At 61.8% G+C, this 14,035-nt stretch carries 7 protein-coding genes; all 7 read left to right on the forward strand.

The features are described 5' to 3' along the window. The first annotated feature begins 875 nt into the window (after positions 1-875). The 7 genes from HII33_RS01575 to HII33_RS01605 all read left to right on the forward strand — a co-directional run bounded on the left by HII33_RS01575 (position 876) and on the right by HII33_RS01605 (position 14,025). On the forward strand, positions 876-1,622 hold the full coding sequence (locus HII33_RS01575; protein ID WP_179394044.1) for a MucBP domain-containing protein: 747 nt from the start codon (positions 876-878) through the stop codon (positions 1,620-1,622). Positions 1,623-1,855: 233 nt separating this feature from the next. Next, a complete protein-coding gene (locus HII33_RS01580; protein WP_179394045.1) occupies positions 1,856-2,710 on the forward strand; it encodes an SseB family protein in 855 nt (284 codons plus the stop codon). Beyond that, entirely contained in the window at positions 2,703-2,897 is a 195-nt protein-coding gene (locus HII33_RS01585) for a hypothetical protein (protein ID WP_179394046.1), read from the forward strand. Before HII33_RS01580 ends, HII33_RS01585 begins: the two co-directional genes overlap by 8 nt. Before the next feature lie 1,406 nt (positions 2,898-4,303). Continuing rightward, positions 4,304-5,134, forward strand: a complete 831-nt coding sequence (locus HII33_RS01590) for an SseB family protein (protein WP_179394047.1) — start codon at positions 4,304-4,306, stop codon at positions 5,132-5,134. A gap of 94 nt (positions 5,135-5,228) precedes the next feature. Continuing rightward, positions 5,229-5,477, forward strand: a complete 249-nt coding sequence (locus tag HII33_RS01595) for a hypothetical protein (RefSeq protein WP_179394048.1) — start codon at positions 5,229-5,231, stop codon at positions 5,475-5,477. Further along, positions 5,474-7,303: a hypothetical protein gene (locus HII33_RS01600; RefSeq protein WP_179394049.1), complete on the forward strand. Its 1,830-nt coding sequence runs from the start codon at positions 5,474-5,476 to the stop codon at positions 7,301-7,303. The genes HII33_RS01595 and HII33_RS01600 overlap by 4 nt, the downstream gene beginning before the upstream one ends. Before the next feature lie 413 nt (positions 7,304-7,716). Then, positions 7,717-14,025 carry a mucin-binding protein gene (locus HII33_RS01605; RefSeq protein WP_179394050.1) on the forward strand — a complete coding sequence of 2,103 codons (6,309 nt, stop codon included), beginning with the start codon at positions 7,717-7,719 and terminating at the stop codon, positions 14,023-14,025. The last annotated feature ends 10 nt before the right edge of the window (positions 14,026-14,035 follow it).

Consider the following 14,035-nt stretch of genomic DNA (forward strand, 5'->3'; position numbering starts at 1 on the left):
TCAGCGACGCCAGACCCCTCGGATCTAGGAGCGGTCCAAAGCGCCCGGCTAGGCTAGCCGTCCCGCTAAGGGCGGCCTTGCGCCGCTCTGGCACCGTCGAGCGCCGGACTCGCAACGCGGGCGCGTCTAGCCACGCTCAGCACGTCGAGCCTCAGTGCGGGCTCAACGCACTGAGCGAGGTTAGCCGTCCCGCTAAGCCCGCAGTCCTATGCGCTGGTTATCGTCGAGCGCCGCTAGGCCAACGCGGGCGCGTCTTGCTTCCGTTCGGCTTCGCCTTACTTCGCAGGACACATGAAACATAGCGGCATGGGTCAGCTACGCCGGGCCCCTCGGACCCAGGAACGGTCCAAGGCGCCCGGCTAGGTTAGCCGTTCCGCTAAGGGCGGCCTTGCGCCGCTCTGGCACCGTCGAGCGCCGAACTCGCAACGCGGGTGCGTCTAGCCACGCTCAGCACGTCGAGCCTCAGTGCGGGCTCAACGCACTGAGCGAGGCTAGCCGTCCCGCTAAGCCCGCGAGTCCTATGCTCTGGCAAAAAAAACAAAGCCCGGCAATGGTGGGCTTTGTCCTGGTGGAAGCTATGATCGACACCCGTGGGAGGAGTGCCGACGAAGTATTGTGCAGGTGCGTTGGGGGACGCACCATGAGGCTATCTTACCCAGCCTGACGGTGGCGTCAAGGGGGGCACCGGGGCGCCAGTCGGGCCGAAACCGTCAGGTGAGGATTTCTCCCGTTTTTGACGGGTTTGGCGTGGCAGCGCATCGGCCGGGGTAACATGGACCTTGTTCATCGGCCCCGTGCCGAGCTCACATTAATCCGTAGATGAGATGTCGCCCATGATCCTACGATTCCGTGCACCAAGTAAAGGAGGTCCACTCATGCAAGAGACGAAGCCGCAGCCGATGGTCAGACAAAACCGCCTGATCGTGCGCTACGTGGATCAAGATGGTCATAAGTTGAATGACGATCTCAGTATTTTTGGCGCGATCGACAGTGAATACACCGTGAACGTGCCAGCGTTCGCCGGGTTCCGCCTGATCGCCCAGTCGCGCCCCAGTACCGGGGTGATGCCGACCGATGAGGCCCCGACCCTGACGCTGACTTACTCGAAGCTCGCGTCGGTCATGGTGCTCGAAGACGGGCGCAAGCCGCAGGAACTGAAGTTGCAGGCGGACCCAGACGCGCCCGGCGAGCTGGTCCCACTGCAGCTCCCGCACCGCAGCGACGAGAAGCGCTACTACCTCAAGACCGCCAGCGGTTACGAGCTGATCACCGACCCGGCCCACTTCGTGCCGGCCGCGCCGTCGACGCGCACCGCGGTGTACGCGATGATGCCGCTGGAGTCGCTGGCCACCCCAGAAGTCCCGGCCGCCCCAGCGCCTGCGAAGGCCGCGCCTGCCGGTCGCGACGGCAAGGTCGACACCGCGTCGACCACCCCAGAAGTGCCCGCCGCGCACCGCCCGGCGGACCAGGCGATCGTTTTGCTGATGGCCAAGGCGCTACACCAGCAGGCGATGTTGCTCGACCACAACGTGGAGGCCGACTTGTTGAAAACAGAACAGGTCGCGACCCTGATGACGAACATGCGCGCGTTCATGCAGGCACTGGCCCTGATGACGCACTGACTAAGGAGGAACTCACATGAACTACGAACAGATCGAATCACTGATCAACCTGACCCCGATGAAAATGCTGACCGCTAACATGAAGCAAGTCGCTTAGGCGATCGAAGACTCCGTGGACCAAGGCGAGACGAGTAAGGTCAAGGACCTGGTCCGCAGCGGCAACCAGCTGCTGGATGCCATCGGCAAGCTGAACGGCTGACCACGCGCAGGCGCATGAAAGAAGGGGTGTCCTGATGATAGACCCACAAGAGATGACTGCGGTCACGTCGCCGAGTGTCGTACCGACGCCGCCGACGTTGCAAGGCGGGGCCATGGCGATTCAGCTGAATCGCTTCATCGGCGATCCGCTGAACGAAGACACGGCGCGACGGTTTGCCAGCATGCTGCAGACCGCGCAGTTCGAGGCGCTGGTCAAAGTGGCCACGACGGGTCAGGTGCAACGCGATGACGTCAAGCCGACGATGACCATGCGCCTCGGCGTCACCACCTATCTGGCCGACGGGCAGCAGTATATCCCGGTGTTCACCGACGCGGCGACGCGGCAACACTTCACGCAGCACATGGGCGCGAACCTCGACATGCGCAATTTCGCATTCGCGACCGCCGAGCTGATGCAGGAGGTCCGGCGCCTCGGCGTGCACGGTCTGCTGGTCAACCCCGGTCGCCAGTCGTTCCCGCTGACGCTCGACTACTGGGACTACATCACGCGCGTCGTGCCGGTGATGGAAGCCGAGGTCGAGCGCGTCAGCATCGAGGCGCTGACCATCGACAAGCTGGTCTTGTCCCGCGCGCTGACCCGTGCCGCCAAGCGACTGCACGGCGTCAAGCAGCTCTGGACGACGAATGTGCGTGAGACCACCAACGGCCCGCTGGCGCTCGCGATCATTGCCGATTACACCGGGACCCCGGCCGAGTTCGACCGCAAGTGTGCCCGCGCGTTGGTCGTGGCCTGCCGAGGCCTGCTGGCCGCAGATCAAGACGTTCTGATCGGCACGACCGCCGATCCGCTCGGGCAGACCATCAGCGGACAGATCACCCCGGTGTACCAGGCGACCGGGTTCTTGGGAAGGAAGATCAATTATGATTAGTCGTTACCGCAATCAAGTGCCGACCAAAAAAGAGGCCCAAGACTTCCAGCGCGAGCTGAAGCTGCTCAAGCCGCTGACCAAAAGCCCGGTGCGCGTCACCGCGATGGCCCCTGCAGCGACCTTCGGCGAACCCGTCGACCTGGGGATCTTCCCGCAGTTGACGGTATTGAAGCAACGCGAAGCGTAAGTGTGCGGGGCAAGGGGATGTGACACAACCCTGAAAAAAGGAACCAAGACTGGAAATCCGCTTAGGAGAATTTCCGATCTTGGTCCTTTTTGCTTCTCGTCAGACAGCCTTTTTAAGGCGGTCATGTCATCGGCCCCTGAAAAAAGGCAGAAAGGTGAGCCGTCCTGCTAAGAAGCCCGGGAGATGCGCACAACATTGTGGCTTTGGGGCTGACGTTGGGCGGGAACTCACCAATGGTTGGGTGCTTGCTTACTACTTCCCGATCGTCGTCGAGCTCTGCAAGGCCAACGCGGGCGCATCTTGCTTCCGTTCGGCTTCGCCTCACGCCGCAGGACACCTTGGACCCAGGAGCGGTCCAAGGCGCCCGGCTAGGCTAGCCGTCCCGCTAAGGGCGGCCTTGCGCCGCTCTGGTGACGTCGAGCTGCGGACTCGCAACGCGGGCGCGTCTAGCTACGCACAGTACGTCGAGCCTAAGTGCGGGCTCAACGCACTGAGCTAGGCTAGTCGTCCCGCTAAGTCCGCGAGTCCTCCGCTCTGGTTTCAGACACACCAAAGCCGCCCTCAGGGCACCTGAGGACGCCTTTGGCTGACTACCGCGGCTGTCCCGCGGGGGCGCCCGGCCGGGGGTGAACGGTCTGCCATCGACCAGCCGGGTGGTGACGCGGTCAGTCTGCGTCACCGTCTTGATTATCCCGCCAGATTCAGACCGTCTGGCGTGGCAGCGTGCAGTTGCACCGATCACCACCGTCTTGCCTTGTGCCCGGTGGTGTCATCCGACTTAGACCAGCTAACGTGAGCATACTCATCACGCCTCACCGTATCGATACTCCGGGCCTAGCCTACTGAGGAAGCAATATCCCCTGGATGATTTCGGCTACCCGTCGGTGAACGACCGCGTTGCGCTGACGCGATCACCAGGCGAGCTCCCCTTGGATTATCTGCAGTCTACTGCGAATCGGTTTTTGGGGCAAACAAAACGACTTGCGAGGGGAGCTGCGGGCGATCACAAGTAATCTGTAGACATCTTAAGGGCGCTGGATCGAATGAAGACGATGAATCGATTGGGACGGAGACGGTGCAGGTGCTTAATGTAGCGCTGACGGTGGCAGCGCAGAACGCTGGGTTGTTGGAGAGCGATGAGTGGACCGGGTGCAGGGGCCAGTGACCGGTGCCGGTCGGGGGCTTCTCGGTTTTTTGATCGACGGGCAAAAAACGCAGAAACAGAGGCGGTTAATTCCATTAACCAACATGCTAAGATGACTTCATCAGACGTCACCGTGAGAAGCGTGGCGTCATTGACGGAGTGTCAAGTGCGCCACGTGTGAGCATCTCGCCACGCCTTAAGACCACAGTGTGTTGACTTTGGGGAAAGTCGCACACGTTCAGCCGGTCGGAGGAAAACAGAGATGACGAATAATTACAGCGGTCAGATCGCCGCACCGCAGCTGCGGCTGGTCCAGCCCGGGGAGCACCCGGCAGTGAGCCCGCAGCCGGTGCCGACGAATTTTGCCGATCAGCTCGCGCAGTTCATCGCGCACCCACAAGACATGATGGTCGAGCGGCGCTTCGCCGCGCGCCTGCTGAAGTTGACCGTGTTTGTCCCGGCGCTTGAGGGCCCGGGCAAGCAGCGGCTGGCCAAGACGACCTACCTTGCAGACGGACAGGCCTATGTCCCGGCGTTCACCACGGCGGCGGCATGCGCCGCGTTTATCGCCACGGCGGCCGGGACCACCTGGCCGATGACGCCACAAGCACTCGAGATGAGCACGGTGATGACGGCCAGTGAGCAGTACGCACTAGCCGGGGCCCTGCTGGATCCGGGGACGAGCTCGATGCCCGTCACGCTGGCGTACTGGCGCTATATCAACCGGGTGATGCCGGTGATCGATCCCGAACTGAGTGCGGTCGCACTGCTGCCGGAGGCCTTCGACCTGACGGGGGTCAGCGCCGCGCTGGCGGCGTGTGTCGCGCAGGTGGCGGGGATCACCGCGTACTGGGCGGTGCCGGTGCGCCTGACGCCAGACGACACGGTGTGCTTGGCGGTGATGGCGGCGTACCGCGGTGATCCGGTGGTGTTCGACACCCAGATCGCCCGCGAGCTCGCGGCGGCGTGTCAGCCCGCCGTGCCCGCCGCTGTCGACATTGTCACCGGGACGTTGCAAGACGACCTGGGACAATACATCGCCCACCACTGCGCCTCGGTCCGCACCGAGACGCGCCAGCGACACCATGCCTGAGTGGGGGCGTGTGCAGACGCCCGCTCGCCCCTTCGAGGACCCATATCGAGGTGACGAGCGGACTTTTTTGGGTACAGACCCGCAGGAGGCAACGATGGAAGACCCGCTGATCGACCTTGGTGGTTTCACCCGCCAGTCGCAGACGACCTGGACGGACGCGCAAGGCCGCACCGTGACGCAGACCCAATACGACCACGCGCTGATCGTCGTGACGGTCGCTGACCCGGTGACCCAGACGATCCACGTGCAGAGCAACTGCCAGTGGCTGCGCGCCGGGCAGCGGTGGCGGCCGGACCTGAGCCAGCGTGACGCGGACTGGGCTCCACGGGGGGTGAGCCGATGACAGAAGTCGCCTTGATCGATTTTATCGACCAGACCCGCCGGATGAAGCACGTCTCGATCCAGGCCCTGGGGCGGTCGGCCGGGCTCTCGAGCTCGACGTACAAGCGGCTGCGTGAGGGGCAAGCAGAGCTCAAGATCCATGTCTTGATGAACCTGATGACGGCGCTGCGCCTGGAGATGAGTGACATCGACCCGTACCTGGCCGACGACCTGCTGACGACGCAGACGACGCTATCGGCGACGCAAGAGCTGATCAACGCGATCGTGAGGCGACAGGTGCCGCCGAGCGCGATGAGCGCCCACAGCCAGCGACTGCGGGCGGTCGCGACGCGCTCCGGCCTGCCCGGTGATGACTTACAGGCGCAGTACGCGGAGCTGATGGAGGCCAAACTGACGGGCGACGTCAGCGCGGCCGAACGCCGCGCGCTCGACTTGTACGGGGCGCTGACGACCTACACGGCCTGGACCGGCTTCGAGTACCAGCTGATCTTGCCGTGCATCAGCTTCCTCGCCTACACGCAGCTCAAGCGGCTGGCCGTACGCTTCTTCGGTGCGACGATGCCGGTGGTCTCGGCAGTCGCGGCGGAGGCGGTCGATGATGACTACATGGCGATGCTGAGCAACGTGATCGCGACGCGGCAGTCGGCACATGTCGGGCTGGTGATCGGCTGGATGCAGGCGCGCAAGACGCAGGCGGACCGCATGAAGTACCAGCTCTACCTGCGCTTCGCCCACATCGTCGAACAGGCGCTCCTGGTCGGCGCCGCCAAGGCTGAGGGGCAGTACCGGACGCTCCAGACCGTCTTGCTGCGGATCTGGCCGGACCAGGACTGCCCGTTCGCGAGCGTCTTCACCCGGCTCTGGGCCCAAGTTGAGCGGCTGTCTCGAGTCCGGCACCTGTCGACCCCGGCGGTGCCCAGCGGGGTGCCGATGCCGCTGGCGGCGCCGCTTGAGAACTTCGGTGCGCTGGTCAGCCGCTACCGGCAGGCCAAGCGGGAGCGCGGCGACGCGCTGCGCAAGGCGCTCTACGTGTCCAAGTCCGCGTTCTACCGCTTCTTCAGCGAAGGGGCGGACGCGAAGCTGACCGTGTTGATGGCAGCCTTCGACTACCTGCGCATCGACGGGGCTGACCTTGTCACGGCCCTAGAGGCGACCGAGCTGCCACTCGCCGCCGCCGCGCGGGAGACGTTCGCGCTGGTCGATACGCCACCGACGACGGCCATCGAGTTGCAGTACCTGCAGACGCAGATCGCCAGCCTGAAGACTCAGGCCGCCGCCACCGGTAACGTCGGCTTCGCGCAGCTCGCAACGCTGGTGGAGATCACGTGGCTACACGCGAGCGATGCGCCGCTGGCCGAGGCCAAGGCGATCGCGGCGCTGTACGCTGACCTGACCGCCTATGACAGTTGGAACGCCTTCGAGTACCGGCTGGTGATCCGGCTGCTGCCGGGGCTGGACTTCAAGGTCGCGGCCTTCCTGTTCGACCGGCTGATCCGCACCGAGCGCACCCGCAGCGCGACGATCAACGGTCTGACGCCAGAAGACCTCGACGCCGTCTACATGGGTTTGCTGCAGAGCGCACTGCGCTCCGGTGTGCAGGCGAATATTCAGCAGGCGACTGCGTGGATCATGGAGCGGCGCACGCCGTCCACCGCCATCGGCTTCCGGCTCAGCCAGGCGGTGGTCCGCGAGAGCATGAGCGTGCAGGAAGCGGAGGTCCGGCTGAACGACACGGATCTGGAGAATGCGCTGTGCGCGCTGTTCCCCGCGTCCATGGCGTTGCGGATCGCCACCCGCGTGCGGCTGTTCTGGCAGGACGTGGCGTGAGGGGTGAACTAGTGGCGACGGTTAACGATATAATGCGTTTTTTAATTCGTTTTTATTGAAATGTGACATAAAATGCGAAGATTCACATGATAATATAAATCCCGAATCAGTGACCCCCATGAACTAACTACTTACGGCCACCGGGCAACGTCTGCTGCGTAGGCGCTGTCCGGTGGCCGTTTGGCGCATCTTGGGCAGCAGTGAACGTGATGGCGAGTCCCTGATTTGACCGGTTTTCGCAACCCAGCGACCGGGCCCGGTAAGATAGTCACATAGCCTAACGTCGTCAGGCTGCCGCGTGCAGCTTGATCGCCGGTCAATGCCTCGGTAAGTGCCGGGCACGGGCCGCGTTCGGGCGAGACGAAGCATGACCTGACCACGAGGATCAGGGGCGTTCATGAGGAGGAATCGGAATGTATCGATGCAGTAAGGGGTCGCGGCTTCTACGCGACACAGCTGAAGAAAAGCGCCACTACAAGATGTACAAGAAGGGCAAGCTCTGGATGACCGCCGGGCTCTCTTTGCTGTATGCCGGCATGATGTTGACGAATCAGTTGCAAGAAGTCCATGCCGATGAAGCCGATGGCGCGACTGCCGTAGTGGCCGACCAAGCGGCGACGACGGAGACCACGACGCAAGGCGGCGTGGTGCTCCAGAGCAGCAAGCAGGCCGCGGCGACCACCGCAAGTGCGCAGACGACTCCAACGGCCGAACCGGCCGCGACTGGCGCTACCGCCAGTGCGGCGGGCAAGACGGCGACGGCTGATGCGGCTGAAGCGACCGAGATCACCGATCCGACGACCGCGACTGCCTCTGTCGCGGCGATCATCGGCACCGGCGTCACCCTGCAAGACCAGACAGTCACTAGTGACCAGGTCGAAGAAGCGCGGGTCTATTCGGTGACCCTGACCCAGGGCCTCGTCGCACCAGCATGGACCGCGGCGGATTTTGACGTCGCAAACTTATCGAGCGAATCGGGCACCTACGCCGTGACCTTGAGCGCTAAGGGCCTGCGCGCGCTGCAAGACGCGAACCCGAGTTACCGGGTGACGGCGGCCAATGTGGCCGCGGGGCACCTGATTGTGACCGCAGCGCAGTCCGCAGAGACCAAGACCTCAGCAACTGAGGCCGAAGTGACCACACAGGCTGCCCAGACGACTGCGGACACGGCAACGACCGAAGACGCCGCGACGATCGCTGCGACTGAGACCGAGACGACGCCGGTACCTGTCGCGGCCACCAACCGCTACAGCAGCGCGACGGCCCAGAACCTGGCCGAGGGTGCCGCCAAGACGCTGGCGCAGATCAAGGTCTTCGTGGCCCAAGACGACGCGCTGGCCGCAGCCGACGAGACCGACAACATCGTCAACAACGCGGCGATGAAGGCCCTTGAACAGCACATGACTACGGAAGCGGCAGCCATTGCTGACCTGACGGTGGAAGCTGAGGCGCTGTCCGTCACCGACGTCGAACAGGCGCTGGCGAAGCTGACTCAGGCCGCCAAGCTCCTCAACACGATGAACCAGGAACTGACCCAAGCGGCGTCGATGCTGGACAAGGACAAGTACGGCTACAAGCTCGGCGCCAAGCAGACCGCCGAAGATGCGCTGGCTCAAGCCGCGCTGCCGGATAACGTGTCCGCCATCGTCGATGACTATGGGGATCTGATCATCACGGCGTCCAGCGAGTCTAGCTACCAGGCCGCCGTGCAGGCACTGAAGGATCAGGGCCTGATCGGGGCGTTCCGGGAAATTGTAGACCCGAATGATCAGGCGGCGACGCATGTGGGGACGAATATCTTTGATGAGCAGGGGCACTATCGGGTGATCGCGGCATCACAAAGAGATTTCGCTGATGGGAAAATGACAGTCGCGGATATTGACTTGACGGGTATTGACCCAGACAACATTGTGGCGGCATATTTTGTGGCTCAGGCAGAAGCTGGTGATTCAGCTACACAGGCGAATCTGGTGAATGGTGGTCAGCTACAACTCTACTGGGATGACTTTACAATTAATCCAGGACGATATTTTGCGGGATATACGGCTGACAGCGACCATTCAAAGATCTCTTCTGCTGGGTTTGGTGGCTATCAACTCCCGGTTATGGCTGCGGGAAATGCGAATAACAATGCCTTCTTGGCGTACGTTAATGACCTTGATCTGGCGCGACAGTTAGCGGGAGGAAAGCATAGAGTAGCAGTTGGCTTGCCAGGGGTAAAAGCGGGTAGTTGGAATAGTGTATCTGTGTTCGTGGTCGTTCGTGACCCTAATGCGCCGCTTTCTCGCGTCACGATCAATGATTCAGGGGCTGCCACAGGTAGCACCAACAGTACCTCAGTTTTGACCATCCAATCGAATATTGCTAAAGGTTACCAAATCCCTGACGGGGCTGAGCTAAATGTCATGATTGGTCAGGGGTCTTTTCCAGATACTGGTGATTCTATCACGGGGACAGCCTCTGTTGATGGCGGGCCAGATACGCCACTAAACATCAAGGTGGTAGCGCCTGCCGAGGGCTGGATTAATGCTATCTCCGCAGATGTGAATGTGCAAGCGGGAGACACAGCGGGTTCGGTGACTGCTACGTTTAAGCTTTTTAATAAGGCGGGTTCCGGCCGGGATACCATGGGCTTTATCGTTCAGCAGATCGAGATCGAAGCCCAGGGGGCCAAGTTTCATTACCTAAGTAGCGAAACCGGTTTGCCAGTTGGCGTCGGTCTGCAGGGAGGCGAGCCGTTCACTGATGTGAACGGGGAGACGACCACACCGATGATCGACGAGAAAGGCACGTTCCTGCTTCAAGGGGCGCCTGGCGACCCGATCCCGCGGGAAGAAGTGGATATTCCTGGTTATTTCCTGTCTGGGAGCGAGACCGGCGACACCGACTGGAAGTTCAAGGCCAATGGGAGCACGATTGTCAAGTACTACTACACCCCGAACACTCAGAAGATCAATGTTACGTATGTGGATGACGACGCAACAGATCCACAGGACTTATCTGCCTTTGCTGAGACCATGAGTGGTAAGACGGACGCTGACGCTGACGACACCTTGTGGGACTTTGCCAGCGCTGGGTACGAATGGGTCGGAGAAGAGGACCAGTCGCAAGGCGCGCAAGGCTTGGGGACGAATGCCGATCACACCACGTTGACCGGGATCTACACGACGACCGAAGAGCTCGACCCAATCACGCGCAAACTCGTCACTGGCACCGAGACCGACCAATCCATCGTGATCCACCTAAAGCACAAAGTGACCGCGACTGAACTCGGGTTCTCGGTCAGTCGTGAGGTTCAACTTCTCGAACAGGGGACGGAGACCGAACTGCAGGCCCCACTGCTTCAGGCGGATCTGCCAGACCCGGCCGACCGCGTTACGGATGCGGATAAGTCTGGGGTGACCTGGCACGTGGTCTCTCTGTTCGATGAGGCGACACAGACGGACCTCGGTTACGACACGAACGGCGACGGGATCGCTGATACCAGCGATCCGTTGAGTGCAGCGTACCTTGATGCGGGCGAAAGCGATACCCTCGCGGCGATCACGGTCCCGACCATCAGCGGTTACACGGCGGTGGCGGTCACCGGGGATACCCAACCTGGGGATACCGCCACAACGATCGGGGCACTGACGATCGGCTCCGATTACAACGGCGCTAACGAGCTCAAGCTCACGGTTTACTATCAGAAGAACGTGGCCGAGGCGAGTGTGCAGATCAGCGGCTTCGAGAAGGTCTATGACAACGATTCGTCGCAGGATCCGACGACGTTCACCCTGACGTCTGCCGATCCGGCGCTCCAGATTCCGGCACTGACTGAGGACGATTTTGACCTGAGTGCCGTCTCACAAGAAGTCGGCACCTATGACATCAAGCTGTCCGCCGCCGGCTTACAAAAACTACAGGAGGCGAACCCGTCGTATTACCTCACGACGGCTTCGATTGGCGTTGGCCACTTCACCGTCACCCCGGCAGAAGTGTCCGTTACGCTGGCATACCTCCAGAAGATGTATGACGGCCAGGCGTTCCCTCAGGCGACGGCAGACGAGCAGGCGAAGATCGATAGCTATATCAATTGTTTCGACGTACCGACGCTGGGGATCACCCCAGTTCTGACGATCGGCGACCTGAGCGCGTTCGTCGATGTTGGGGACTATGACATCACCCTGGCACCTATCGACATGACGAGTGCGGCGAACCGGAACTATCACTTCACCGTTGAACCGGGGATCCTGCGCATCTATGATGCCGCAGCGACGAATCCTAACCAGTTGCTGATGAGCCAGCCGACCGAGACGATCACGTATCAATATGAGAATGGGGACCGTGCCAACGTCTGGAATACCGACGGCACGCCGGCACCGAACGGTGAGGGGCGGTTGAACACACACACCGAGACCGTCACCTTCACCCGTCTTGGGTACGCGCCGATGGCGTATACCAATATGATCGATTACAGCGAGTGGACACCGACCACGGTTAGCTTCAACGCTGTCGATACGCCGTCGATCGTGGGTTACACCGCTGATGTGACGACTGTGGCGGCGACGCCGGCGACGGCTGACGGGCAGCCGATCGCGGTCATCGTGACTTACAAGGCGAATGAGCAAAAAGCCGTGATCACCTACGTCGACGATAGCGCCGGTGGCGTGACCGTGCATACCGACACCATGACTGGCGGTAGCGCAGCGCAACTCGACTACACCGTCGTGCGTCGGGCGATTGAACATGGCCTGCTCACGCAAGGCTATCTGATCGACGGGGACGACCTACCGACCGGCAACGTGATCACCTTCGATACTGATGACCTGGTGAACCAAACCTACACGATCCACCTGAAGCATAGCGTCACCACGATCACGCCAGACGAGCCGGGCACACCGGGCGAGCCGATCAAGCCAGGGTTACCTGACTGGCCGGCAGACTCCGCAAAGGCGCAGCTTGAGCGGACCGTGACCCAGCGCGTGCAGTACGTCTACGCCAAGGGGGGTAAGGTCGCCGACGATATCATCACGACCAAGACCTTCCAGCGCACCGGAACTGTGGACAACGTGACCGGTAAGGTCACCAACTTCACCGACTGGGTGGCAGTAGACGGGGACAGCTTCGACGTGCTGACCAGCCCTGAACAGGCGGGTTACACGCCGGATCTGACCGCGACGGAGGCCTACACCGTGAACGCGAACACTGGGGATATGAACCTGGTGGTCACCTACACGACAGACGGCCAGCGGATCTTGATCAACTACGTTGATGACGATGCGAGTGGTGTGACGGTCCACACGGACACCTTGACCGGTGGCAGTGAGACGACGCACAACTACACCAATGTACGCCAGGCGATCGAAGGCGGGCTGCTTAGTCTCGGCTACCTGATCGACGGAGACGACCTGCCAATCGGCAACGTCGTGACCTTCGATACGGATACCAAGACAGATCAGACTTACACCGTTCACCTGAAGCACAGTACGACTGAGATCACGCCAGACGAGCCGGGCACACCGGGCGAGCCGATCAAGCCAGGGTTACCTGACTGGCCGGCAGACTCCGCGAAGGCCCAGCTCGAACACACCGTGACCCAGCGCGTTCAGTACGTCTACGCTAAGGGCGGCAAAGTGGCTGCGGACGTGGTCAATGTCAAAGTCTTCCAGCGCACCGGAACTGTGGACAACGTGACCGGTAAGGTCACCAACTTCACCGACTGGGTGGCAGTAGACGGGGACAGCTTCGACGCATTGACCAGCCCTGAACAGGCAGGTTACACGCCGGATCTGACCGCAACGGACGCCTACACCGTGAACGCGAACACTGGGGATATGAACCTGGTGGTCACCTACACGGCGGACCAGCAACAGCTGCGGGTCGTCTTCTTCGATGATACGACGCATCAGTGGCTGGCGACGAAGTACGCGACCGGGGAGACTGGCACGACGAGCCTGTACCGGACCGATTCCGACATCGCGATGTACCTGCGACTCGGCTTCGAGCTGGTGTCGGATGGTTATCCGACGACGGGCATCGTGTTCGACACCGACTCTACGCATCACCAGACTTACGGCGTGCACCTGAAGCACGGGATGGTCACGGCCACCCCAGCGCAGCCAGGGAAGCCGGGGCAAGCAATCGACATGGATAATCCGGACGGGCCGAAGTGGCCGGCGGAGACCGGAATCGATGGCCTACAGCGGGTGATCACGCAGACGATCCACTATTTCTACCAGGATCAGACGCAGGCGCATGCGGATGTGGTCGATCAAGTGACCTTCACCCGTACGGCGACGGTCGACAAGGTCACTGGCGCGACGGTCTTCACCGACTGGGTCGCCGTGGACCAGGATACGACTTTTGACGCCAAGACCAGCCCGAAGTTGACGGGATACACAGCGACGCCTCAGGCGATCGCGGCGGTCACAGGGCTGAACGCGGCAAGTGCAGATATGGAAGAGACGGTCATCTACGTCCGAGTGACGGACCCGACCGGCCCGACCGATCCGAAGGGGCCGAAGACGCCTCAAACGACAGTCGATCCGAATGAACCGCAGGGGCCAGCACTTCAGCCACTCGACTCACGCGTCGACGACACGACGACCGACACACCGGCAGTGGGGCAACTGCCGCAAACGGGCGACGAGAAAAATCAACTGCTTGCTGCGACCGGGCTCAGCCTGATCGGCATGCTTGGACTCGCGGGGGCGATGGTCAAGCGGCGGCGTGAGGAATAAGCGGAAAAAT

This window comes from Lacticaseibacillus absianus (assembly GCF_013407595.1).
Lineage (GTDB): Bacteria > Bacillota > Bacilli > Lactobacillales > Lactobacillaceae > Lacticaseibacillus > Lacticaseibacillus absianus.

Coding starts and splice junctions, on each gene's coding strand:
- HII33_RS01580 (WP_179394045.1), top strand. CDS start 1,856: ATGATAGACCCACAAGAGATGACTGCGGTCACGTCGCCGAGTGTCGTA.
- HII33_RS01595 (WP_179394048.1), top strand. CDS start 5,229: ATGGAAGACCCGCTGATCGACCTTGGTGGTTTCACCCGCCAGTCGCAG.
- HII33_RS01575 (WP_179394044.1), top strand. CDS start 876: ATGCAAGAGACGAAGCCGCAGCCGATGGTCAGACAAAACCGCCTGATC.
- HII33_RS01585 (WP_179394046.1), top strand. CDS start 2,703: ATGATTAGTCGTTACCGCAATCAAGTGCCGACCAAAAAAGAGGCCCAA.
- HII33_RS01600 (WP_179394049.1), top strand. CDS start 5,474: ATGACAGAAGTCGCCTTGATCGATTTTATCGACCAGACCCGCCGGATG.
- HII33_RS01590 (WP_179394047.1), top strand. CDS start 4,304: ATGACGAATAATTACAGCGGTCAGATCGCCGCACCGCAGCTGCGGCTG.
- HII33_RS01605 (WP_179394050.1), top strand. CDS start 7,717: ATGTATCGATGCAGTAAGGGGTCGCGGCTTCTACGCGACACAGCTGAA.